Below are 23059 nucleotides of genomic sequence, written 5' to 3'. Positions count from 1 at the left end.
GTCGGAACGATGGCGCGGTGGCGGTGCGCGGGGCGGCATTGCGCGGTGGTGTGGGGCGGTGCACGCGGTTGTTCGCGGCATCGGATGGGGTCGGGTCGGGGCTGAAGCCCCTCCTACAGTGTTGCAGCGGGGCGGGTCGGCGCATGTGTTGCGCGCAGCGCGCTCGACTGGCTGCAGGCTCAGTCGCCGAGGCGGCCGGCGCTGTCGTCGAAGTCACGCCAGGTGCGCCCGTCGTAGGCCTGCAGCGGCCGGAAGCGACGCTTGTAGTCCATCTTCTGGTGGCCGCGGATCCAGTAGCCCAGGTACAGATGGCTCAGGCCTTCGCGCTTGGCCCAGGCGATCTGTTGCAGGATCGCCAGCGTGCCCAGCCCGCGCGCGGCGACGTCGGGATCGTAGAAGGTGTAGACCGCCGACAGGGCCTGCTCGGCGATGTCGGTGACCGCCACCCCCAGCAGCGGCCCGCGCTGTCCGTCGGCGGTCTTCTGGCGCATCTCCAGGAAGCGTCCGTGCGACCAGCGGCCGATCAGGAACTGGTCGAACTCGTGGGCGCCGTGCGCATCCATGCCGCCGCCCGGGTGGCGCATGCGCAGGTAGCGCTGGTACAGCGCCAGCTGTTCCTCGTTGCGTTCGGCGGCGACGATGCGCGTGTCGATGTCGGCATTGCGCGCCAGGCAGCGGCGCTGGCTGCGATCGGGCACGAACTCGGCGACCGGGATGCGCACCGCCACGCAGGCGCGGCAGTGGTCGCAATGCGGCCGGTAGACCAGGTCGCCGGAACGGCGGAACCCCCAGCTCAGCGCCAGCGGATACAGCGCGCCCAGGCGCGGGTCGTGCGGGTCCAGCACCAGATCGCGCGCCTGCCGCTCGGGCCAATAGCCGCACGCGTGCTGGCCGGTCTGGAACAGGCGCAGGTCGTCGCTGGCGTCGGTGTGGATGGCCATGCACCGAGCATAGCGCTTCGCGATCGCAGCGGCCGCGACTGTCCGCCGCATGAATGCGCCCCGGCACGGGTCAACCGCGCCTGCAACGGGGCGTTGATTGCAGTGAAGGCGCCGCTGCGCCGGCCCGCTTTGCGGTCCGTCGCTGCTGCGCTGGTGACTGCCGCACGCGCTTGCCGCGCCGGCAGGTGTCTTCCTTTCCCTCAGGGAGTTTTCCATGAATTACCGCAATCCGCTGCTCGCCCTGGCCATGCTCGCCGTGCTGTCCGGCGGTGCCTATGCCGCCAATCCGCCCCCGGCCGATTCCGCCGCGCCGGCCGACGCCGGTTGGTTCGCCAAGCTGGACAAGAACGGCGACGGCGTCGTCGATCGCAGCGAGGCTGCGGCCAACCCGCGCCTGGCCGAGCACTTCGACGCGATGGACAAGAACCACGACGGCAAGCTGAGCCCCGACGAGTTCCCGCGCCATGGCCGTCACGGCGAGCGCGGCGGACGCGGCGAGCACGGCGCGATGTGGGCCAAGCTGGATACCAACAAGGACGGCCGCATCAGCCGCGACGAGGCCAAGGCCGATCCGAAGTTCGCTGAGCGCTTCGACAAGATGGACGCGAACAAGGACGGCTTCGTCGATCGCGCCGATTTCGAGCTGCGCGCCAAGCAGCATCGCGACGCATGGTTCGCCAAGGCCGACACCAACAAGGACGGCATGCTCAGCCGCGCCGAGTTCGATGCGGCGCAATCGATGTGGATGCACAAGCCCGGCCAGAAGCCCGGTCAGAAGCATGGCGCGAAGCCGATGCCGGCCGCACCCGACGCGCACTGATCGTTCCACCACGCAACAGATAACCCGCAACAGGCAATAAGCAACAAGCAACAGCAACAAGGCGCCGATCGACAACCGCCCCTGCGCAGCGATGCGCAGGGGCGTTTTTGTTTTATTTGTCCAAGCAGCGTTCCCGCAGCACACCGGGTCAATCGCCATGCTCCTGTAGGAGCGGTTTCAACCGCGACAGGCACCTTGGCGAAGTGGAGAACTTCGGCAGCCTGTCGGGGCTGAAGCCCCTCCTACAGTGAAGCCAGCCAACAGTGCCGCCAGTCAGTCAGTCGGTCAGTCGGTCGGTCGCGAGCGGTTTCAACTGCCACGGACGCTGTGACGAAATCGCCGGCTTCGGCGGCCGTCGATCGTCAACGGCCACTCCAAACCCTGCAAAAACAGCATGCCTTCGCTGACGATGACGGCTCAGTTGCCGCGCTGCGCCGGTTGCACCCGCACGCGCACTTCGTCGCTGTCCTGCGCCGGTTGCGACGCCGGTGCGGAGGCTGGCGCTGCGGCCGGAGCGGGGACGGGGGCCTGGTTACCGCGATGGCGCAGCACCGTCACCAGCGCCACCGCGCCGATCGCCAGCAGCAGCGCGACGCGCAGCCGCCACGCCCAGCGCTTGCCGCTGTCCGGCACCGCCTGCGAGCGGAATTCGCTCAGGTACGGCAGCGTCTGCGCCGGGTCCTGGCGGGTGCTGTCGATCAGGCCGGACTCGCGCAGCAAGGCGCGCGCGCGCGGCTGGTCGTCGGCATGCACCACCCACACGGTCGGCTGCACCTGGGTCGCCACCGGGTCGATGTAGCTGAACTGGCCGCTGCGCCGGCTGCGATAGGAGCGGCCGTTGCTCAGCCGCACCTCGATGCCTTGCTCGCGCAACAGCTTGGCCACGCCTTCGGCGGTTTCCACGCGTTGACTGCTGAAGATCTGCCGCATCGTCGTCGCCTCAGTCCTTGGCCGGAACCTGCGCCGCGGCGCCGGCCTCGGGCACCACGCGGATCAGGCCTTCCTGCGCGGTGCTGGCGACCAGTACCCCGTCGCGGGTGAAGAACTGGCCGCGCGCCAGCCCGCGCGACCCCTGCGCGCTGGGGCTGTCCAGCGAGTACAGCAGCCAGTCGTCGGCGCGGAACGGGCGGTGGAACCACAGCGCGTGGTCGAGCGAGGCCATCTGCACGTTCGGCGTGTAGTAGCTGATGCCGTGCGGGAAGGTCGCGGTGCCGAGCAGGTGGAAATCCGAGGCGTAGGCCAGCAGCGCCTGGTGCAGTTCCGGCGCGTCGCCGACCGGCTCGCTCAGGCGCAGCCACATCTGCTGGAACGGCGGGCGCTTGGGCGGGTTGAGTTCGTCGCGCGGGTAGACGTGGCGGAACTCGAACGGGCCGCCGCGCGAGAGCCAGCGCTGCACCTTGGTCGGCAGCGTCGCCAGCACGTCCGGGCGCGCCGCCTGGGTCGGTTCGATGTCCTCCGGCTGTGGCACTTCCGGCATCTTCAGCTGGTGGGTGGCGCCGTCTTCCTGCTCCTGGAACGAGGCCGCGCAGAAGAAGATCACCTTGCCGTGCTGCACCGCGGTGACTCGGCGCACCGAGAAACTGCCGCCGTCGCGGGTGCGGTCCACGTCGTAGACGATGGGGTGATCGATGTCGCCGGCACGCAGGAAATAGGCGTGCAGCGAATGCGCGCGGCGGCCGTTGTCCACCGTCGCCTGCGCCGCCGACAACGCTTGCCCCAGCACCTGCCCGCCGAACACGTACTTGGTGCCGATGTCGCGGCTCTGGCCGCGGAACAGGTTGTCCTCCAGCCGTTCCAGCGACAGCAGTTCGATCAGTTCGGAGACGACGGGAGCGGGCGGCTTGGCGGACAAGAGGCGGGGCCTGGGCAATGAGTGTCGACGATTATACCGGGCCGCCCGCGCCCGCCTGCGTGCAGGCGCCGCTCAGCGCTTGCCCAGCCTGGCCACCAGCGCGTGCAGTGCGGCCTGGGTGTCCGGCGCCTGCCAGCTGTCGACGAAGCGCTCGAGCTGGATGTGCTCGTCGGCCAGCGCGGCGTGCAGGTCGGCGCGGGCGATCGCGCGGGTCTGCAGCATCGGCTGCCGCGGCCGCTGCAGCAGTTCCTGCAGCCAGGCCACCGCACGCGCGACGACCAGTTCGGCGTCCACCAGTTCGTCGACCAGGCCGATTTCCAGCGCGCGCTCGGCGCTGACCAGGTCGCCGCCGACCAGCAGCCGCTCGGCGCGGTGCGCGCCGACCACGCGCCGCAGCAGGCGCTGGATGCCTTCCGGCGCGACCAGGCCGACCTGGGTCTCGTTGAGGCCGATGCTGACCGGATGCGCCGGCTCGGGGCTGCGCGCCATCACCCGATAGTCGCAGCACAGCGCCAGCACGCAGCCGCCGGCCGGCGCGTGCCCGGTCAGCGCCGCCACCACCGGGATCGCGCTGTTGGCCAGCGCGCGGGCCGCGCCGAAGAACTGCTGCCAGCTGGCGAGCAGCTTGGCGCGGTCGTCGCCGTGCCCGAGCAGGTGCGGCACGTCCATGCCGGCGGAGAAGATGCGTTCGCTGCCGGACAGCACCAGCGCGTGCACCGCGTCGGCCTGCGCCTGCGCGACCGCCGCGGCCAGTTCGGCGCACAGGGCGGTGTCGAGCGCGTTGACCGGCGCGCGTGCCAGGCGCAGCTGGCGGATGGGGCCGTGGTCGAGAACCTGGATCAGCGAGGTCATGCGAAAGCTTCCGAAGGCGGCGCGGTGCGGGACCGCTATCATAGAGCCATGAAGCTCAAACCATCCGCATGCGTACGGGGGCTGGCCATCGGGCTGGCGTGTTTGGCCGGGTTGGCGCCGGGAGCCGCCTTCGCGGCGCCGGCCGCGCCCAAGGCCGCTGGCTGTTTGCCGCAGTGGCAGGCGGGCTGGGTGCGGCTGCCGCCGAACGCGGCGATGCCGATGGCCGCCGGTTTCGGCCGGCTGCACAACCCGTGCAAGCAGGCGCTGGCGGTGGTGTCGGCGCGCAGCCCAGCGTTCGCCGACGTGAGCCTGCACCAGAGCACGCAGGTGGATGGGGTCAGCAAGATGCGCGAGATCGAGCGCCTGCCGCTGGCCGCCGGCGCCGATGCGGTGCTGCAGCCCGGCGGCCTGCACCTGATGCTGATGCAGCCGGCGCAGCCGCTGCGCGAGGGGGCGAGTCTGCCGATCAGCTTCGTGCTGGAGGACGGGCGCGAAGTGCAGGGTGAGTTGAAGGTGAGTGCGAGCAAGCCGTAGCTTTTGGCGGGACTCGGGACCGGGGACCGGGGACCCGGGGGATGGTCCCGAGTGCGCTGCATCCTGGCTTTTCTGTAGGAGCGGCTTCAGCCGCGACCGGTTCGGTGCCAGGATTTCGGATGGTGCCTGTCGCGGCTGAAGCCGCTCCTACAAGGGCGGGGATTGGGGATTTGGGATTCGCAAAAGCGATCTTGTGTGGCTCTGCCAATCCCGAATTTCGGCTTTCCACAGCCGAACGGCTGGTCATCCCCAATCCCGGCTTTTCAATCAGCCGCAGGCTGCGCGGATCTCGTCCGGCAGCGGCGCGCTCTTGCCGGTTTCGGTGTCGATCCACACCACCACCACGTTGCCGTCCGAGTGCAGCACGCTGTCGTCCTTCTGGTCGACGATGCGGTGGCCGACGGTGATGCTGCTGCTGCCCATGCGCTCGACGAACAGTTCCACCACGATGTCGTTCGGCCACACGATCGGGCGCCGGTAGTTGACGTTGGTCGCGGCCACCACCGGGGCGATGCGGTTGCGCATCGAGAAGCCTTCCACCTGCAGCAGCCAGCGCACGCGCGCTTCTTCCAGGTAGGAGATGTACTTGGCGTTGTTGACGTGGCCCATGCTGTCCATGTCGCGCCAGCGCACGCTGATCGGCACGCGCGCCAGCGGCTTGTGCGAGGGGGAGGAATCGGCGGGGGATGTGCTCATCGTGCGGCCTTCTTGGTCGTGGTCTTCTTGGCCGCCTTCTTGGCGGCGGCCTTCTCGGCTTTGCTCTTGCGCGGCGGCAGCGCGTCGGGCTTGTTGGCCATCGCCGCCGGTTTGGTCGGCTTGGCCGCGGTGCCGGCGGGCAGCAGCTTGGCCAGGAAATGGCCGGTGTAGGAATCCGGATGCGCGGCGATGTCCTCCGGGGTGCCGGTGGCGAGGATGGTGCCGCCGCGATGGCCGCCTTCCGGACCCAGGTCCACCACCCAGTCCGCGGTCTTGATCACGTCCAGGTTGTGCTCGATCACGACCACGGTGTTGCCTTCGTCGCGCAGCTTGTGCAGCACGCCCAGCAGCGCCTCGATGTCGTGGAAGTGCAGGCCGGTGGTCGGCTCGTCGAGGATGTACAGGGTGCGGCCGGTGTCGCGGCGCGAGAGTTCCTTGGACAGCTTCACCCGCTGCGCTTCGCCGCCGGACAGCGTGGTCGCGCTCTGCCCGAGCTTGATGTAGCTCAGGCCGACATCGACCAGCGTCTCCAGCTTGCGCGCGATGGTCGGCACCGGCTCGAACAGCCGCAGCGCGTCCTCCACTGTCATCTGCAGCACGTCGTTGATGTTGAAGCCCTTGTACAGAATCTCCAGCGTCTCGCGGTTGTAGCGCTTGCCGTGGCACACGTCGCAGGGCACGTACACGTCGGGCAGGAAGTGCATCTCGACCTTGATCAGGCCGTCGCCCTGGCACGCCTCGCAGCGGCCGCCGCGCACGTTGAAGCTGAAACGGCCCGGCGAATAGCCACGCGCACGCGATTCGGGCACCTGTGCGAACAGCTCGCGCAGCGGCGTGAACAGGCCGGTGTAGGTGGCCGGGTTGGAGCGCGGAGTGCGCCCGATCGGCGACTGGTCGATGTCCACCACCTTGTCGAACAGGTCCAGATGCTCGATCTCGCGGTACGGCGCCACCGTATGCGAGGCGCCGTTGATCTCGTTGGCGGCCAGGGTGAACAAGGTGTCGTTGATCAGCGTCGACTTGCCCGAACCGGACACGCCGGTGACGCAGGTCAGCAGCCCGGCCGGGATGTCCAGGTCCACGTTCTTGAGGTTGTTGCCGGTGGCCCCGCGCAGGTGCAGGGTCATCTTCGGGTTGGCCTTGTGCCGCTTGGCCGGGATCTCGATGCGGCGCTTGCCGGACAGGTACTGGCCGGTCAGCGAGCGCGGCGCCTTCAGCAGGTCCGCCACCGTGCCCTGGCCGACGATCTCGCCGCCGTGCACGCCGGCGCCGGGGCCGATGTCCAGCACGTAGTCGGCCAGGCGGATCGCGTCCTCGTCGTGTTCGACCACGATCACCGTGTTGCCCAGGTCGCGCAGCCGCGTCAGCGTGCCGAGCAGGCGCTCGTTGTCGCGCTGGTGCAGGCCGATCGACGGTTCGTCGAGCACGTACATGACCCCGACCAGGCCGGCGCCGATCTGGCTGGCCAGGCGGATGCGCTGCGCCTCGCCGCCGGACAGGGTGTCGGCCTTGCGTTCCAGGGTCAGGTAATCCAGGCCGACATCGACCAGGAAGCCGAGCCGCTCGGCGATCTCCTTGACGATCTTGCTGGCGATCTCGCCGCGCCAGCCGGGCAGGTCGAGCTGGCGGAAGAAGTTCAGCGCGTCGTCGATCGGCAGCACCACCAGGTCCGGCAGCGGACGGTCGGCGACGAACACGTTGCGCGCGGCCTTGTTCAGGCGCGCGCCCTTGCAGTCCGGGCACGGCCGCTGGCTGATGTACTTGGCCAGTTCCTCGCGCACCGCCGGCGATTCGGTCTCGCGGTAGCGGCGTTCCAGGTTGGGGATGATGCCTTCGAAGCGATGCTTGCGCTGGCTGCGGCCGCCGGCATCGGTGAAGTAGGTGAAGGTGATGGTCTCGTCGCCGCTGCCGTACAGCACCGCCTGGCGCACGCTCGCCGGCAGCGACTGCCACGGCGCGTCCACGTCGAACTTGTAGTGCTTGGCCAGCGAGGCGATCAGCTGGAAGTAGTAGGCGTTGCGCCGGTCCCAGCCGCGCACCGCGCCGGCCGACAGCGACAGCTCCGGATGCACCACCACCCGCTCGGGGTCGAAGAACTCGGCCACGCCCAGGCCGTCGCAGCTCGGGCAGGCGCCCATCGGCGCGTTGAACGAGAACAGCCGCGGCTCCAGCTCCGGCAGCGAGTAGTCGCAGACCGGGCAGCTGTACTTGGACGAGAACAGCTGCGGCGCGGCCGCGGTGTCGTCCAGCGACTGCACCGAGACCATGCCGTCGGCCAGCTTCAGCGCGGTCTCGAAGCTCTCGGCCAGGCGCTGCTTGATGTCCTCGCGCGGGCGGAAACGGTCGATCACCGCCTCGATGGTGTGCTTCTGGCGCAGCGCCAGCGCCGGCACCGCGTCGATCTCGTACAGCTCGCCGTCCACGCGCACGCGCACGAAGCCCTGCGCGCGCAGCTGCTCGAACACCTGCGCATGCTCGCCCTTGCGGTCGCGGATCACCGGCGCCAGCAGCATGTAGCGCTGCTCCGGGTCCAGGCCCAGGATGTGGTCGACCATCTGGCTGACCGTCTGCGCTTCCAGCGGATAGCCGTGGTCGGGGCAGCGCGGCTGGCCGACGCGCGCGTACAGCAGGCGCAGGTAGTCGTAGATCTCGGTGATGGTGCCGACCGTGGAGCGCGGGTTGTGCGAGGTCGACTTCTGCTCGATCGCGATCGCCGGCGACAGGCCTTCGATGTGGTCGATGTCGGGCTTTTCCATCACGCTGAGGAACTGCCGCGCGTACGCCGACAGCGACTCCACGTAGCGGCGCTGGCCTTCGGCGTAGATGGTGTCGAACGCCAGCGACGACTTGCCCGAGCCGGACAGGCCGGTGATCACGATCAGCTTGTCGCGCGGCAGGTCGAGGTCGAGGTTCTTGAGGTTGTGCGTCCGCGCGCCGCGGATGCGGATGAAATCCATCGCCATGAGGGGTCCGTGTTGTGCCGGCCGGGCGTCAGCCAGGGCCAGCGTGGGGGCGGAGAGGGGACGGCAATCGATCAGCGTACCCAGCTTGTCAGGTGGGGGCAATTGCCGGATTTGCCAGGATTCGGGGGCTGCCGCGGCTGGCCGGTTCAGCCAATCGTGACGGGGCGCCGGGACCGCGCCCGCGCCGGGGTGGGGACTTGACCCTAACCCGCTGAAGCCATTACAATTCCGCTCCTGTCTGCCCGAAGAGGCACGGCAGGGGCGACCACAATAACTACAGAGGAAGTCTGGTCATGTACGCAGTACTGGTAACTGGCGGTAAGCAATACCGCGTCGCGCAGGGCGAAACGCTCCGCGTGGAAAAGCTCGAAGTCGAAGCCGGCAACGAGATCAAGTTCGACAACATCCTGATGCTGGGCGACAGCGACGGCATCAAGCTCGGTGACGCGCTGAACGGCGCCACCGTCACCGCGAAGGTCGTGGCCCATGGCCGTGCCGACAAGGTGCGCATCATCAAGTTCCGCCGCCGCAAGCACCACATGAAGCGTCAGGGACATCGTCAGCATTACACCGAAATCGAGATCACCGGCATTGCCGGTGGCGAAAAGAAGTAAGGAGCAGCAGTCATGGCACATAAAAAAGGCGTAGGTTCCTCGCGCAACGGCCGCGACTCCAACCCGAAATACCTGGGCGTGAAGATCTTCGGCGGCCAGGCGATCGAGGCGGGCAACATCATCGTGCGTCAGCGCGGCACCCAGTTCCACCCGGGTTCGGGCGTCGGCCTGGGCCGCGACCACACCCTGTTCGCGCTGGTGAACGGCAAGGTCGAGTTCTCGGTGAAGGGCGCCAAGAAGCGTCGCACCGTGAGCGTGGTGACCGAAGCGGCTACCGCCGAGGCGTAAGCGTTTCGCCTCCAGGGCCTGCGCCACGGCGCGGGCTTGCTGACGAAAGCCCCGCTTCGGCGGGGTTTTTGTTTTTACGGCTGGGAATCGGGAATGGGGAATTGGGAATGGCAAAGGCGTCTCCCGTCGACTCGTTCCGTTTCCTGGTCATGCAGCTGGTCGGATTTTGCCGATCGGGTGCTGCCAATTAGAATCGACGCCGCGGCGCCGGTTGGCTTTTCCGATTCTCGATTCACCATTCCCCATTCCCGGTTGTAAATTCATGAAACTCGTAGACGAAGCAGAAATCCAGGTCAGTGCCGGCAATGGCGGCAACGGCTGCATCGGCTTCCGCCGCGAGAAGTTCATCCCGCTGGGCGGGCCGGACGGCGGCGATGGCGGCAACGGCGGCAGCGTGTGGCTGGTCGCCGACGAGAACCTCAATACCCTGGTCGATTTCCGCCACCAGCGCGCGTTCCGTGCGCAGCGCGGCGAGAACGGCATGGGCCGGCAGATGTACGGCAAGGCTGGCGAAGATCTGGTCATCACCGTGCCGGTCGGCACCGTGGTGATCAACGTCGATACCGACGAGACCATCGGCGACCTAGTCGCGCACGGCGACAAGCTGCTGGTCGCGCAGGGCGGCAAGGGCGGCCTGGGCAACATGCATTTCAAGAGCTCGGTGACGCGCGCGCCGCGCAAGGCGACGCCGGGCGAGGAGGGCGAGGAGCGCGCGCTGAAGCTGGAGCTGAAGCTGCTCGCCGACGTCGGCCTGCTCGGCTTCCCCAATGCCGGCAAGAGCACCTTCATCCGCGCGGTGTCCGCGGCCACGCCGAAGGTCGCCGACTATCCGTTCACCACGCTGTATCCGAACCTGGGCGTGGTCAGTGTCGAGGCCTACCGCAGCTTCGTGATCGCCGACATTCCGGGCCTGATCGAGGGCGCGGCCGACGGCGCCGGCTTGGGCGCGCAGTTCCTGCGCCATCTGCAGCGCACGCGTCTGCTGCTGCACCTGGTGGATCTGGCGCCGATGGAGGGCGGCGTGGATGGCGTGTCGCCGACCGAGCAGGTGCGGGCGATCGAGCGCGAACTGGAAAAGCACGACCCGGAGCTGCTGGCCAAGCCGCGCTGGCTGGTGCTGAACAAGGCCGACCTGTTGTTCGAGGACGAGGCGCGCACGCTGGCCGAGCAGGTCGTCGCCGAACTCGGCTGGACCCAGCCGTGGTACCTGGTGTCGGCGCTGGGTCGCGACGGCACCTGGCCGATCATGAAGGACGTGATGGCGTTCTTCGACCGCCAGCGCGAGGATGCGCTGGAAGCGGCCGCCAATGCCCCGGCCGCCGATGCGCTCTGAGCGCGGCGGCCGGTCCGGCGCGCGGTTGTCGCCAGCGGATCGCACGCACACGAAAAACCCGGCCGAGGCCGGGCTTTTTCGTAGTGCCGGAAGCGCGAGCGCTTCCGGCAACGACCGCAGCCGGTTAGGCGGCGGTCTTGATCGCCTTGATGCGGGCGGTCAGGCGGCTCTTGTGGCGCGCAGCCTTGTTCTTGTGGATCAGACCGCGCGAGCTGAAACGGTCGAGGATCGGCTGGGCAACGGCGAAAGCGGCTTCGGCGCCGGCGGCGTCGTTGGCGTCCAGGGCCTTGATGACCTTCTTGACGGCGGTGCGCAGCATCGAACGCTGAGCCGTGTTGCGCGCATTGCGCACGACGGTCTGCTTGGCGCGCTTCTTGGCGGACTTGATATTGGCCACGGTGGTGGTTTCCTGGAAAGCTGTGTGGTGGATAAAAACAAGCGGGAGAGTATGAAGGTTCTAAACAACTGCGTCAAGCCAATTGTCAAGAGGGTCGCTGCATGAGCACGCCGCGCATGCTCCGCGGGCTACTCTCGTTCAGCAGCATGACCATGGTCTCGCGCGTGCTGGGGCTGGTACGCGATCAGGCTATCACCATTTCGTTCGGCGCTAACGCGACCACCGACGCTTTCTGGGTCGCGTTCCGCATTCCGAACTTCCTGCGCCGGCTGTTCGCGGAGGGCTCGTTCGCCACGGCGTTCGTGCCGGTGTTCACCGAGGTCAAGGAAACCCGGCCGCATGCCGACCTGCGCGCGCTGATGTCGCGGGTGTCCGGCACCCTGGGCGGGATCCTGCTGCTGGTCACCGCGCTGGGGTTGATCTTCACTCCACAGGTGGCGCTGCTGTTCAATCCCGGCTCCAGCGACGATCCGGCCAAGTTCGGGCTGATCGTCGATCTGCTGCGGCTGACCTTCCCGTTCCTGCTGTTCGTGTCGCTGACCGCGCTGGCCGGCGGTGCCTTGAACAGCTTCAATCGCTTCGGCCTGCCGGCGCTGACGCCGGTGATCCTCAACCTGTGCATGATCGCCGGTGCGCTGTGGCTGGCGCCGAAGCTGGAGGTGCCGATCCTGGCGATGGGCTGGGCGGTGCTGGTCGCCGGGCTGCTGCAGCTGCTGTTCCAGTTGCCGGCGCTGCGCGGCATCGACCTGCTGACCCTGCCGCGCTGGGGCTGGAGTCACCCGGACGTGCGCCGGGTGCTGACGCTGATGGTGCCGACCCTGTTCGGCTCCTCGATCGCGCAGATCAACCTGTTGCTGGACACGGTGATCGCCTCGTTTCTGTTCGCCGGCTCGCAGAGCTGGCTGTCGCAGGCCGACCGCTTCCTGGAGCTGCCGCTGGGCGTGTTCGGCGTGGCGCTGGGCACGGTGATCCTGCCGGCGCTGTCGCGGCACCACGTCAAGACCGACCATGTCGGCTTCTCCAACGCGCTGGACTGGGGCCTGCGCACCACGCTGCTGATCGCGGTGCCGGCGATGCTGGGGCTGATGCTGCTGAGCCAGCCGCTGGTGGCCACGCTGTTCCAGTACGGCAAGTTCACCGCGTTCGACACGCGCATGGCGGCGATGTCGGTGTTCGGGCTGAGCTTCGGCCTGCCCGCGTTCGCGCTGCTGAAGGTGCTGCTGCCGGCGTTCTACTCGCGCCAGGACACGCGCACCCCGGTGCGCGCCGGCGTGGTCGCGCTGGTCGCCAACATGGTGCTGAACCTGCTGTTCCTGGCGATCCTGTACCACCTGTGGGTGCCGGCCGAGCTGCGCGCGCAGGGCGTGCGCGCGGCGCTGGCGGCGGTGCCGGGCCTGCACCTGGCGCTGGGCCTGGCCAGCGCGGTAGCCAGCTACATCAACCTGTCGCTGCTGTGGCGCTGGCTGCGCCGCGCCGAGGTGTACCGGCCGCGGCCGGGCTGGGCGGGTTACCTGTTGCGGCTGGGCGTGGCCTGCGCGGCGATGGCCGCGGTGCTGGGGCTGGGCCTGCACTGGCTGCCGGGGTTCACCACGATGGACAAGTGGCACCGCATCGGCAGCCTGCTGGCGCTGGTATGTGGTGGTGGGCTGGTGTATCTGCTGGCGTTGCTGGCGCTGGGGTTCAGGCCGCGGGATCTGCGCGAGCACTAAGGGCCGGGATTGGGGATTCGGGATTGGGGATTCGCAAGTGCGGCACTTGCGCTTTCTGTAGGAGGGCTTCAGGCCCCGATGCTCTACCGGTAAGGCGTCGGGGCTGAAGCCCCTCCTACAGAAGAGCGGTGCTTGCCCGCCCCGGGCCGATCGCTTGGCGCGGGTTCCTCCGGCGGCCCTGCTGTCCCGGGTCTTGCCGCACCCCGCTATACTCGACGGTTACGCATCATCGGCCGGCGCACTCCAGCGCCGGCGCTTCGGACCGAGGAATGAGCAGGCTGTTTAGAGACGTCGAGGGCGGGACTTTGTTCCCGCAGGGAAGCGTGGTCTGCATCGGCGCCTTCGATGGCCTGCATCTGGGCCACCGTGCGCTGGTGCGCCATGCGCTGGCGCGTGCCCGCGCGCTGGGCGTGCCGGCGGTGGCGTTGAGCTTCGAGCCGCTGCCGCGCGAGTTCTTCGCGCCGGCCGCGCCGCCGCCGCGGCTGACCCTGGCGCGGGCCAAGGTCGAAGGCCTGCAGCAGCTCGGCGTGGACAGCGTGGGCCTGCTGCGCTTCGACCGGCGGCTGTCGTCGATGAGCGCGCAGGACTTCGTGCAGCGCACCCTGGTCGATCGGCTGCAGGCGCGCGAAGTGTGGATCGGCCCGGCGTTCCGTTTCGGCCACAAGCGCGGCGGCGACATCGCGCTGCTGCGCGAGATGGGCGCGCAACTGGGCTTTTCCGCCGGCGAGATCGAGCCGGTGCACCTGCGCGAAGAGCGCATCTCCAGCACCCGCATCCGCGAACTGCTGGTGGCCGGCGAATTCGCCCACGCCGCCGACCTGCTCGGCCGTCCGTACGCGATCGACGGCCGCGTGGTGCGCGGCAAGCAGCTCGGGCGCACCCTCGGCTATCCCACCGCCAACCTGCGCTTCCCGCGCACGCCGGCGCTGTCGGGCATCTACGCGACCTGGGTGCACGGGGTGAGCGAGCAGCCGTGGCCGTCGGTGTCCAGCTTCGGCACGCGGCCGACGGTGCAGGGTGTGGAGCCGCTGCTGGAAGCGCACTTGTTCGATTTCCACGGCGACCTGTACGGGCGCCACATCGCCGTGGAATTCGTCGCCAAGTTGCGCGACGAAGAAAAATTTTCCGATCTGCCGGCGCTGACCGAACAGATGCACCGCGACGCCGCGCTGGCCCGGCGCCTGCTCGCGTCCGCGCCGCGATCCGCGCTGCCGCTCGCACAAGCCCGCGCCTCCGTGCGCGGACTCTCCAATGAAGACAACCGGTAAATCCCCGTGACCCAGGACTACAAAGCCACCCTCAATCTGCCGGCGACGGACTTCCCGATGCGCGGCGATCTGCCCAAGCGCGAGCCGGACACGCTGGCCCGCTGGGAGAGCGAGGGGCTGTACGCGCAGCTGCGCGACAACGCCCAGGGCCGGCCGCTGTTCGTGCTGCACGACGGCCCGCCGTACGCCAACGGCGCGATCCATCTCGGCCACGCGGTCAACAAGATCCTCAAGGACATCATCGTCAAGTCCAAGTACCTGGCCGGCTTCGATGCGCCGTACATCCCGGGCTGGGACTGCCATGGCCTGCCGATCGAGATCGCGATCGAGAAGAAGTACGGCAAGGTCGGGGTCAAGCTGGATGCGGCGCAGTTCCGGCAGAAATGCCGCGAGTATGCCAACGAGCAGATCGACATCCAGCGCCGCGATTTCAAGCGCCTGGGCGTGATCGGCGACTGGGACAACCCGTACCGCACGCTCGACTTCCATTTCGAAGCCAACGAGATGCGCGCGCTGGCCCGCATCGTCGACAACGGCCAACTGACCCGCGGCGTGAAGCCGGTGCACTGGTGCTTCGATTGCGGCTCGGCGCTGGCCGAGGCGGAGATCGAATACGCCGACAAGCAGTCGCCGACCGTGGACGTGGCCTACACCGCGCGCGACGGCGCGGCGCTGGCGGCCGCGTTCGGCGTCGACCTGCCGGAAGGTGTCGAGGTCGCGGTGCCGATCTGGACCACCACGCCATGGACGCTGCCGGCCTCGCTGGCGGTGTCGCTGGGGCCGGACCTGAGCTACGCCCTGGTCGAAGGCCCGGCGCACGACGGCCGCCGCCGCTGGCTGGTGCTGGCCGATGCGCTGGCCGAGCGCGCGCTGCAGCGCTACGGCGTGACCGAGGTGGTGGTGCATGGCCGCGTCGCTGGCGCGGCGCTGGAGAACCAACTGCTGGCGCATCCGTTCTACGACGAGCGCGACATCCCGCTGATCCTGGGCGACCACGTCTCCGACGAGGACGGCACCGGCGCGGTGCACACCGCACCCGGGCACGGCCAGGAAGACTACGTGGCGGCCAAGCAGTACGGCCTGATCGAGCGCTACACCGCCGCGCAGATCAACCCGATCGACGGCCGCGGCGTGTACCTGCCTTCGACCCCGCCGGCTGACGGCGTGGTGCTGGCCGGGCTGCACATCTGGAAGGCCAACGACACCATCGCCGAGGTGCTCGCCGCGCGCGGCGCGCTGCTGGCGCACGCGAGCATGGTCCACAGCTACCCGCACTGCTGGCGGCACAAGACCCCGATCGCGTTCCGCGCCACCCCGCAGTGGTTCATCTCGATGGAGCAGGCCAACCTGCGCGCCGACGCGCTGAAGGCGATCGAGGGCGTGCACTGGTATCCGTCCTGGGGCCAGGCGCGCATCGCCGGCATGGTCGCCGGGCGTCCGGACTGGACCATCTCCCGGCAGCGCACCTGGGGCGTGCCGATCGCGCTGTTCGTGCACCGCGAGACCGGCGAGCCGCATCCGCGCAGCACCGAGCTGATGCGCCAGGTCGCCGACCGCGTCGAGGAGAGCGGGGTGGACGTGTGGTACACGCTCGACGCCGCCGACCTGCTCGGCGAGGAAGCCGCCGACTACGACAAGATCACCGACATCCTCGACGTGTGGTTCGATTCGGGCGTGACCCACGAGGCGGTGCTGGCCGAGCGCGGCATTCCCAAGCCGGCCGACCTGTACCTGGAAGGCTCGGACCAGCATCGCGGCTGGTTCCAGTCCTCGCTGCTGACCGGCGTGGCGCTGGACCAGGCGGCGCCGTACCGGCAGTGCCTGACCCACGGCTTCACCGTGGACGAGCACGGCCGCAAGATGTCCAAGTCGCTGGGCAACGGCATCGAGCCGCAGGACATCATGAAGACGCTGGGCGCGGACATCCTGCGCCTGTGGATCGCTTCCAGCGACTACAGCAACGAGATGTCGCTGTCGCAGGAGATCCTCAAGCGCAACTCCGACGCCTACCGGCGCCTGCGCAATACCGCGCGCTTCCTGCTCGGCAACCTGCACGGCTTCAACCCCGCCGCGCACCTGCGCACCCTGCCGGAGCTGGTGGCGCTGGACCGCTGGATCGTGCATCGCGCCTACGAGGTGCAGGAGCAGATCAAGGCCGCCTACGCGCGCTACGACTTCGCCGCGATCGTGCAGGCGCTGCTGAACTTCTGCAGCGTGGACCTGGGTTCGCTGTACCTGGACGTGACCAAGGACCGGCTGTACACGATGCCGGAGGACTCGCACGGCCGGCGTTCGGCGCAGAGCGCGATGTTCCATGTCGCCGAAGCGTTCGTGCGCTGGATCGCGCCGATCATGAGCTTCACTGCCGACGAACTATGGGGCTACCTGCCCGGCGCGCACGTCGGCAACGTGCTGTTCGCGACCTGGTACGAAGGCCTGGCGCCGCTGCCGGAGGATGCGCCGCTGAGCGCGGCCGATTTCGAGCAGCTGCTGGCGCTGCGCGAGCAGGTGGCCAAGGTGCTGGAGCCGATGCGCGGCAACGGCGTGATCGGCGCGGCGCTGGAGGCGGAGATCACCGTCGCCGCCGACGCGGCCACGGCCGCCAGGCTGCAGCCGCTGCAGGAGGAATTGCGCTTCCTGTTCATCAGCGGCGACGTGGTGGTGCGCGAGGCCAGCACCGACGAGATCTTCGTCAGCGCCCAGGCCACCGCCAAGCAGAAGTGCGTGCGCTGCTGGCACCATCGCGCCGACGTGGGCGTGGATCCGGCGCACCCGGAACTGTGCGGCCGCTGCGTCGGCAACATCGACGGACCGGGCGAGGAGCGCACCTGGTTCTGATCCGTTCCTGCGCGGCGGCGGCGATGCCTTCGCCGTCGCCGTCGTGACTTACGCCGCGTCGTTGTCTTTCATACCCACCCTTCGCCCGAGGCGGACCCCGCGCATGACCGTACGACCCAAACCCTCCGCGCTGATCTGGCTGCTGCTGTCCGCGCTGGTGATCGGCCTGGACCAGTGGAGCAAGGCCTGGGTGCTGTCCAGCCTGCCCGAGTTCACCGCGGTGCCGGTGATCGACGGCTTCTGGAACTGGTACCGCACCTACAACACCGGTGCCGCGTTCAGTTTCCTGAGCCAGGCCGGCGGCTGGCAGCTGTGGTTCTTCACCGCGCTGGCGGTGGGCATCAGCGGCCTGCTGGCCTGGTGGCTGGCGCGCACCCCGCGCGGCGACTGGCGCAGCGCCATGCCTTACGCCCTGGTCATCGGCGGCGCGATCGGCAACGTCATCGACCGGCTGATGCATGGCCATGTGGTCGATTTCATCCAGTGGTACGTGGGCGACCACTACTGGCCCTCGTTCAACATCGCCGACTCGGCGATCGTCGCCGGCGCCGTGGGCATCGCCCTGTTCGGCGTGTTCGACGGCAAGTCGAAGCGAAAAGCGGGATAATTGGAGCCATGGACGTCCTGCTCGCCAATCCCCGTGGTTTCTGCGCCGGCGTCGACCGTGCGATCGAGATCGTCAAACGCGCCATCGAGACCCTGGGTGCGCCGATCTACGTGCGCCACGAGGTGGTGCACAACCGCTTCGTGGTCGACGACCTGAAGCAGCGCGGCGCGATCTTCGTTGAGGAACTGGACGAGGTGCCCGACGGCAACACGGTCATCTTCAGCGCCCACGGCGTGTCCCAGGCGGTGCGCCAGGAGGCCGAGCGGCGCGGGCTGAAAGTGTTCGACGCGACCTGCCCGCTGGTCACCAAGGTCCATTTCGAAGTGGCCCGGCACTGCCGCGCCGGCCGCGACGTGGTGCTGATCGGCCATGCCGGCCACCCCGAGGTGGAGGGCACGATGGGCCAGTGGAACCGCGAACGCGGCGCCGGGCGCATCTATCTGGTCGAGGACATCGAGCAGGTCGCCACGCTGGACATCCAGCAGCCGGAGAACCTGGCCTACACCACCCAGACCACGCTGTCGGTGGACGACACCCGCGGCATCATCGACGCGCTGCGCGAGCGCTACCCGGCGATGCAGGGGCCGAAGAACGACGACATCTGCTACGCCACCCAGAACCGCCAGGACGCGGTGCGCGACCTGGCCAGGCAGTGCGACCTGGTGCTGGTGGTCGGCTCGCCTAACAGCTCCAATTCCAACCGGCTCAGCGAGCTGGCGCGGCGCGACGGGGTGGAGTCCTACCTGATCGACGGTGCCGAGGAGATCGACCCGGCCTGGATCGTCGGCAAGCGCCGCATCGGCCTGACCGCCGGCGCCTCCGCGCCGCAGGTACTGGTGGATGGGGTCATCGCGCGGCTGCGCGAGCTGGGCGCCGACGGCGTCGGCGAACTGGCCGGCGAACCGGAGTCGATGGTGTTCGCCCTGCCCAAGGAACTGCGCCTGCGCCTTGTCAATTGACCGGCGGCCGGCGCCCCCCTAGAATTGGCGGTTCAGCCGGAATAGCTCAGTTGGTAGAGCGGCGCATTCGTAATGCGTAGGTCGTAGGTTCGATTCCTATTTCCGGCACCAGATTCAGCGAAAAACCCCGGCCTTGGTCGGGGTTTTTTGTGGGCGGGACTGGGGCAAAGTCCATGAAATCTAGGTCATTGCCTCTCACAAGGCCTATCTGGACTGAAGCTGGGGACAGGAGTCGTGAGGCAGAGTGTCGCTTCTAGACGTGCTACCTAATGCATCTCGAAGTGGTTTCGACGTCAATCGGCGAGGGGCAATCTGTTGAGGCCATCCGTAGTTGAATCAGGTCGCTTCCTGTGACTAAGTGGGGCTAGGTAAGCTTGCGATGGGTTCGAAGCTATTAACTCTCTATTCTGATGAAAAGGCGAGGGCTGAAGATTCTTCTGCCTATGGTTTACTTGATGCCGCCGACTATCGTGGAGGCACGCGACGTCAGTGGCTTAAGAGGCTCGCCACTTGGACGGTGCTCTGGAGTGATTAGTCTTCCAAGCGGATCTTTCTCTACAATTAAAACCGTGAACTGAATGGCTAAATTAACTGGAATTGCCTCGCTTTAGTGTTGGCGGGGTAAGGCGAACAAAGTTCAGGGCGTATGAAAACGGATCTCTATGGAAATCACGCTTCATGCGCATTGCCAGGTCAAAAATTATAAATTCTCCTTGCGTGGCCATTGATCCTCTCTTTAAAGAGGATGCCATTCGTTCCCATGGCTGCGTCTCTTCATCGTTAGAGCGTCGCATATCTCCGTCGAACATCACCATCACAGTAGACGGTCGTGAGAAAAACTTCTCAATCGCAGCCCACTGTGCAGTACGCCCAATTGATGCGAAAAGTGTCTTTCGAGACTGAGGGGCATCGTTAGGAATTGGAGTGAAAGATTGATCATTTATTAGCTCGTTAAAGAACTGAGGACAAGAAAACCGAATGCAAGAAATGAAGCAGTCAATGACTGGGAGTCTTTTGGGGTTGTCTTCTCGTGAATGTATAAACGCCGCTAACATTGTAAGCGCCTGAGATTGGTCTCTAAGACTGAGATCCATTGCGTTGGCCATAGATGGAAAGTGGAGCTGATAGGCCGCTTTATCTATATCATCAATTTTTAGATAATTGAAGGATTCTTCAATTGCATGTCTGTTAATTCCAGTGCTGAAGCTGAGAGCGTCATCGGGCGATGCGTAAGGCAGAATGTAAGTGCTGGCAAGATATATGGCATAGACCTCCTTGGATGGTGGGGGAAGGTGAAACTCGAAATCAAAGAACTTTCTCAGATACAACTCTCCATCCACGTGTGATCCATAGACTGTGTTTACCGCAGAAGGCAAGTTTCCACGGTCCGTTGCAATCAGGAAAGTCACTCCGGCTACGTCGAAGTAATGCTTGATGCGTTCTAGCATCTTGATTGCGTAGTCTGGCCGGCATCTGTCCAGTTCGTCGATAATAAGAAGGATTGGAAGGATAGGGCGATTCTTGGTGCGACTAGTTAATGTATCCCGTATTTCAATAAGTGTCTCTTTGAATTTAGGCAGTGCCTCTCTCTTTGATCGCTGATTTTCAACCCACTGATCAGCGATCTCTGCAATAGGAGCAATAACCTGTCCGCTTCCCGGATATATTGCCTCGGCGGCTGGTGCAGAAGTGGACCGCAATACTTCCCAGCTGTGCTTGGCGATCTTAAGGATCGTTTTCTCTGTCATGGCTTTCTTTGAATCGCTTTTGCTTCTCTTTTTCTTCTCATCGAGGCTTGCGATGAGTTCAGTCGTTATGGCTTCGAGTGGATCGTCAAAGCTGTCATTCTTCCACGCGTCCACAATGATTGTTGGAATTGAGAATTCGCTATCGATATGGGTGGCTAGCCTTCTTAGGAAGGTGGTTTTTCCCGTTCCCCAAGGGGATTGCAGTGATATGACAATTGGGTCGGCCGTACTGGATGCAATTAGTCGGCATAGAACTTCTGCATCCCGCTTGCGATTGAAGGGGTCGCCCTTCCATGCATTTTTACTATCAATGGATGGATGCTTTGGTTTTCTTAATAGCGCTGTCATTTTTTTCTCGGTTTATGTGGATGCTTCGGGAGTCAAACTCTAAATCTGGTTGCATAAGTGATTGGTCCACTTTATTGCTTTACTGGAGCAGGGTTTAACTTTCAAGTGTGAGCACGTGTCGAAGCAATAATGGCGGCTCCATGCTCTGGCATTTTGGGCCGCCAGTGTTATTCGCTTGAGCGGGCCTTCGTGTTTGGCTCCGCCACCGATGCCGCTTTCCAACTTTGGACATGCGGCAATGCATGCCCAACACCCAAGTTGATCCCCGCACCTATCAGTAGGGTGATAGCGGCGGCAACCGCGCTGCGCCATAGGGCGATCCGCATCCGGTGGCGGAACCAGACGATCTGCACGCACCAGAACCAGAGCGCCTGTCGTTCGCTTGCCTGCTCGGCCCCGCCGATGCGCAGGATGAGCCTCGGCATTGCTTGCGCAGGCGGTTCGAGGGCGAGGCTAGCAGACCCGCGATCCGTACCTGCGTGAAGCCTGTCCCGCCCGCGCTGGCGGCGGAAACCCTGTCAGGCGCACGCCACGGGCAGGAGTCGATCGATCATGGCGCAGCCGCGGTGGCGGGCAACGAGCAGGCGGTCTGCGCGCTGCCCGGCTTGTGCCGCCACTGCCACGTCGCCACGGTCTCGCCGCGCGGCTTGTACGAGACCGTCAACTGCTTGCCATCGCGCAGCAACTGCAAGGCGAGGACGCCGTCCTGCTCCCCCTGCAACTGATCCTGGCCGACCGGGCGGGTGATTTCGTCGCCGTTGCGGATGCCGGCCTTGGCGGCCGCCGAGCCGGGGATCAGGTCGCGGACGATGCGCGGGGATTCGGTCAGCACGGCGGGGGCGAAGCCTAGTTCGTAGCGGCGCATGGGTTGGGAGATGCGTTCGAAGCAGGGGCCGAAGGCGTCGCTGGCCGGTAGCGGTGCGGCGCCGTCGAGCATGGCGTGCAGTTGGCGTACCGCTGTTTCGCCGAGGTTGTCGCGCAGCAGTGCTTCCCAGTCGGCGATGCCGAGCGGCTTGTCGCGTTGCCGGCGATGCAGCATCGCCAGGATCAGGTCGTCCAGCGATTTGCGGCCGCCGCTGGCCTTGCGCAGGGCGTCGTCGACGGTGACGAAGTACAGGAAGCCGCGGTCGTAGGGCAGGGTGCGGATGCGGGTGTCCTGCCAGAACCGCGTGGCCACGTCGCCATTGGGCGCGTTGCCGAGGAGGTTGGTGTAGTAGCGGGCGGCGGTGTAGTTGAGGTCCTTCAGGAACGCGTCGGCGTCGATCATGCCGTAGCGGAACGGCAGGCGCGCCTGATAGAACACCGCGGTGCCTTCGTTGAACCAGGCTTCGCTCAGGCTTTCGCCGTCGTACTGCGAACTCATGTGCGGCTGGAAGGTGTGGAACATCTCGTGGGCGAGGGTCAGTTCGAGCTGTTGCGGGTCGTTGCCGCGGTCGTCGTCGTAGGTGACGACGAAGGAGTTGTACATGCCCATGCCGCCGCCGGGGTTGACCCGGTTGCGGCGCAGGAACACGCCATAGGGCGTGGCCGGCACGGCGAAGAAGGCCTGGTAGTGCTGGCGAAGTTGTTGGGTCCAGGTCAGCAGTTTTTCCGCGTCGAACGGGGTGTTGCCCTGCCAGGCGGAAAAGAAGCCGGTGGCGTCGGGCGCCTGCGGGTACAGGCCGATCTTGCCGGCCATGAAGTAGCTGCTGTCCAGCGCTTCCATGCCGACGTCGCGCGCGTTGCGGTCCTGCAGGCTGCTCACGGCATGCGCGCCCGCGCCCAGCGCCGACAGGTCCCAGTGCAGGTCGATGTCGTGCTGGCCGCTGGTCGGATGCAGCAGGAAGGTGGCGCCGGCGCCGGAGAACGCGCCTTCCTCGCTGCGCAGTTCGATCGGCGGTGCGGCGCCGCGCGCGGCCAGCGCTTCGGTCATCGCCGCGCGATAAGAGAAACGCAGGATGCCGGCGACAGCGCGATCGGCGTACCACTCGCGCTGCCGGGCCGGGCCTTCGCCCTGGTCGCGATAGCGCAACTGCACGGCGCCGCGGTCGTCGCTCGCGGCCAGTTCGCCGACGCTGGCGGCGATGGTGGGCACGTTGCTGGTCACGTGCGGCATCGCCAGCACGGTGGTGCCGGCCGGTGTGGCCGGCAGCGGGATGGCTTCGTCCACCAGCAGTGCCTCGATCCTGCTGCCGGCGGTGTCCGCCTGCGCGTGGATGGTGATCGCGTACGGCGCGTCGGTCGCGGCCAGGGCCGGAGACACGGCCGCGGCGAGGGCCAGGAACAGGCAGCGGTGGAGTGGCATCTTCATCG

Annotated in this window: 19 protein-coding genes and 1 tRNA gene; 11 read left to right on the top strand and 9 right to left on the bottom strand. The window is 66.7% G+C overall.

All coding sequences use genetic code 11. The features are described from left to right. Positions 1-179: 179 nt before the first annotated feature. On the bottom strand, positions 180-941 hold the full coding sequence (locus HEP74_RS14755) for an arginyltransferase (protein ID WP_185813519.1): 762 nt from the start codon (positions 939-941) through the stop codon (positions 180-182). Positions 942-1155: 214 nt separating this feature from the next. Here HEP74_RS14755 and HEP74_RS14750 point away from each other — a divergent pair, with 214 nt between their 5' ends. Continuing rightward, a complete protein-coding gene (locus HEP74_RS14750; protein ID WP_185813518.1) occupies positions 1156-1761 on the top strand; it encodes an EF-hand domain-containing protein in 606 nt (201 codons plus the stop codon). 417 nt (positions 1762-2178) lie between these two features. Here HEP74_RS14750 and HEP74_RS14745 read toward each other — a convergent pair whose 3' ends face one another. From HEP74_RS14745 to HEP74_RS14735, 3 genes are all read right to left on the bottom strand, one after another. Then, positions 2179-2691: a putative signal transducing protein gene (locus HEP74_RS14745; RefSeq protein ID WP_185813517.1), complete on the bottom strand. Its 513-nt coding sequence runs from the start codon at positions 2689-2691 to the stop codon at positions 2179-2181. Positions 2692-2701: 10 nt separating this feature from the next. Continuing rightward, on the bottom strand, positions 2702-3613 hold the full coding sequence (gene tesB / locus HEP74_RS14740) for an acyl-CoA thioesterase II (protein ID WP_185813516.1): 912 nt from the start codon (positions 3611-3613) through the stop codon (positions 2702-2704). Between the two features lie 72 nt (positions 3614-3685). After that, positions 3686-4465, bottom strand: a complete 780-nt coding sequence (locus HEP74_RS14735) for an enoyl-CoA hydratase/isomerase family protein (RefSeq protein ID WP_185813515.1) — start codon at positions 4463-4465, stop codon at positions 3686-3688. 48 nt (positions 4466-4513) lie between these two features. Here HEP74_RS14735 and HEP74_RS14730 point away from each other — a divergent pair, with 48 nt between their 5' ends. Continuing rightward, positions 4514-4999, top strand: coding sequence for a copper chaperone PCu(A)C (locus tag HEP74_RS14730; protein ID WP_255427757.1), 486 nt, complete (start codon positions 4514-4516; stop codon positions 4997-4999). Positions 5000-5266: 267 nt separating this feature from the next. On the opposite strand, the gene HEP74_RS14725 is transcribed toward HEP74_RS14730, so the two are convergent. Both HEP74_RS14725 and uvrA read right to left on the bottom strand, forming a co-directional pair. Further along, on the bottom strand, positions 5267-5695 hold the full coding sequence (locus HEP74_RS14725; protein ID WP_185813514.1) for an acyl-CoA thioesterase: 429 nt from the start codon (positions 5693-5695) through the stop codon (positions 5267-5269). Beyond that, positions 5692-8658, bottom strand: a complete 2967-nt coding sequence (gene uvrA, locus HEP74_RS14720) for an excinuclease ABC subunit UvrA (protein ID WP_185813513.1) — start codon at positions 8656-8658, stop codon at positions 5692-5694. Before uvrA ends, HEP74_RS14725 begins: the two co-directional genes overlap by 4 nt. Before the next feature lie 293 nt (positions 8659-8951). On the opposite strand from uvrA, the gene rplU reads away from it, so the two are divergent. The 3 genes from rplU to cgtA all read left to right on the top strand — a co-directional run bounded on the left by rplU (position 8952) and on the right by cgtA (position 10893). Further along, on the top strand, positions 8952-9272 hold the full coding sequence (rplU, locus tag HEP74_RS14715; RefSeq protein WP_003468913.1) for a 50S ribosomal protein L21: 321 nt from the start codon (positions 8952-8954) through the stop codon (positions 9270-9272). A gap of 12 nt (positions 9273-9284) precedes the next feature. Further along, complete coding sequence (gene rpmA, locus HEP74_RS14710) at positions 9285-9560, top strand: 50S ribosomal protein L27 (RefSeq protein ID WP_003479072.1); 276 nt, start codon at positions 9285-9287, stop codon at positions 9558-9560. A 262-nt stretch (positions 9561-9822) separates the two neighbouring features. After that, a complete protein-coding gene (gene cgtA, locus HEP74_RS14705; RefSeq protein ID WP_185813512.1) occupies positions 9823-10893 on the top strand; it encodes an Obg family GTPase CgtA in 1071 nt (356 codons plus the stop codon). Between the two features lie 124 nt (positions 10894-11017). Here the strand turns inward: cgtA and rpsT are convergent, their stop codons facing one another. Beyond that, positions 11018-11290, bottom strand: coding sequence for a 30S ribosomal protein S20 (gene rpsT, locus HEP74_RS14700; RefSeq protein ID WP_003469619.1), 273 nt, complete (start codon positions 11288-11290; stop codon positions 11018-11020). A 116-nt stretch (positions 11291-11406) separates the two neighbouring features. Between rpsT and murJ the strand changes: the two genes are divergently transcribed. The 6 genes from murJ to HEP74_RS14670 all read left to right on the top strand — a co-directional run bounded on the left by murJ (position 11407) and on the right by HEP74_RS14670 (position 18782). Continuing rightward, complete coding sequence (murJ, locus tag HEP74_RS14695) at positions 11407-12999, top strand: murein biosynthesis integral membrane protein MurJ (protein WP_185816652.1); 1593 nt, start codon at positions 11407-11409, stop codon at positions 12997-12999. A 269-nt stretch (positions 13000-13268) separates the two neighbouring features. Further along, entirely contained in the window at positions 13269-14267 is a 999-nt protein-coding gene (locus HEP74_RS14690; RefSeq protein WP_185813511.1) for a bifunctional riboflavin kinase/FAD synthetase, read from the top strand. Between the two features lie 6 nt (positions 14268-14273). Further along, positions 14274-17105, top strand: a complete 2832-nt coding sequence (gene ileS, locus HEP74_RS14685) for an isoleucine--tRNA ligase (RefSeq protein ID WP_185813510.1) — start codon at positions 14274-14276, stop codon at positions 17103-17105. A 103-nt stretch (positions 17106-17208) separates the two neighbouring features. Beyond that, positions 17209-17712 carry a signal peptidase II gene (gene lspA / locus HEP74_RS14680; RefSeq protein ID WP_185813509.1) on the top strand — a complete coding sequence of 168 codons (504 nt, stop codon included), beginning with the start codon at positions 17209-17211 and terminating at the stop codon, positions 17710-17712. An 8-nt stretch (positions 17713-17720) separates the two neighbouring features. Beyond that, positions 17721-18671: a 4-hydroxy-3-methylbut-2-enyl diphosphate reductase gene (ispH, locus tag HEP74_RS14675; RefSeq protein WP_185813508.1), complete on the top strand. Its 951-nt coding sequence runs from the start codon at positions 17721-17723 to the stop codon at positions 18669-18671. A gap of 35 nt (positions 18672-18706) precedes the next feature. Continuing rightward, positions 18707-18782 (top strand) — tRNA-Thr (locus HEP74_RS14670). Between the two features lie 476 nt (positions 18783-19258). On the opposite strand, the gene HEP74_RS14665 is transcribed toward HEP74_RS14670, so the two are convergent. Further along, complete coding sequence (locus HEP74_RS14665; protein WP_185813507.1) at positions 19259-20767, bottom strand: KAP family P-loop NTPase fold protein; 1509 nt, start codon at positions 20765-20767, stop codon at positions 19259-19261. Positions 20768-21317: 550 nt separating this feature from the next. After that, positions 21318-23057: a M61 family metallopeptidase gene (locus HEP74_RS14660; protein WP_185813506.1), complete on the bottom strand. Its 1740-nt coding sequence runs from the start codon at positions 23055-23057 to the stop codon at positions 21318-21320. Positions 23058-23059: the final 2 nt, after the last annotated feature.

Source organism: Xanthomonas sp. SS (genome assembly GCF_014236835.1).
Lineage (GTDB): Bacteria > Pseudomonadota > Gammaproteobacteria > Xanthomonadales > Xanthomonadaceae > Xanthomonas_A.
The sequence above is the reverse complement of the archived record's forward strand: the minus strand, read 5'-3'. Positions and strand labels throughout refer to the sequence as shown.

Coding starts and splice junctions, on each gene's coding strand:
- HEP74_RS14755 (WP_185813519.1), bottom strand. CDS start 941: ATGGCCATCCACACCGACGCCAGCGACGACCTGCGCCTGTTCCAGACC.
- HEP74_RS14750 (WP_185813518.1), top strand. CDS start 1,156: ATGAATTACCGCAATCCGCTGCTCGCCCTGGCCATGCTCGCCGTGCTG.
- HEP74_RS14745 (WP_185813517.1), bottom strand. CDS start 2,691: ATGCGGCAGATCTTCAGCAGTCAACGCGTGGAAACCGCCGAAGGCGTG.
- HEP74_RS14735 (WP_185813515.1), bottom strand. CDS start 4,465: ATGACCTCGCTGATCCAGGTTCTCGACCACGGCCCCATCCGCCAGCTG.
- HEP74_RS14730 (WP_255427757.1), top strand. CDS start 4,514: ATGAAGCTCAAACCATCCGCATGCGTACGGGGGCTGGCCATCGGGCTG.
- HEP74_RS14725 (WP_185813514.1), bottom strand. CDS start 5,695: ATGAGCACATCCCCCGCCGATTCCTCCCCCTCGCACAAGCCGCTGGCG.
- uvrA (WP_185813513.1), bottom strand. CDS start 8,658: ATGGCGATGGATTTCATCCGCATCCGCGGCGCGCGGACGCACAACCTC.
- rplU (WP_003468913.1), top strand. CDS start 8,952: ATGTACGCAGTACTGGTAACTGGCGGTAAGCAATACCGCGTCGCGCAG.
- rpmA (WP_003479072.1), top strand. CDS start 9,285: ATGGCACATAAAAAAGGCGTAGGTTCCTCGCGCAACGGCCGCGACTCC.
- cgtA (WP_185813512.1), top strand. CDS start 9,823: ATGAAACTCGTAGACGAAGCAGAAATCCAGGTCAGTGCCGGCAATGGC.
- murJ (WP_185816652.1), top strand. CDS start 11,407: ATGCTCCGCGGGCTACTCTCGTTCAGCAGCATGACCATGGTCTCGCGC.
- HEP74_RS14690 (WP_185813511.1), top strand. CDS start 13,269: ATGAGCAGGCTGTTTAGAGACGTCGAGGGCGGGACTTTGTTCCCGCAG.
- lspA (WP_185813509.1), top strand. CDS start 17,209: ATGACCGTACGACCCAAACCCTCCGCGCTGATCTGGCTGCTGCTGTCC.
- ispH (WP_185813508.1), top strand. CDS start 17,721: ATGGACGTCCTGCTCGCCAATCCCCGTGGTTTCTGCGCCGGCGTCGAC.
- HEP74_RS14665 (WP_185813507.1), bottom strand. CDS start 20,767: ATGACAGCGCTATTAAGAAAACCAAAGCATCCATCCATTGATAGTAAA.
- HEP74_RS14660 (WP_185813506.1), bottom strand. CDS start 23,057: ATGAAGATGCCACTCCACCGCTGCCTGTTCCTGGCCCTCGCCGCGGCC.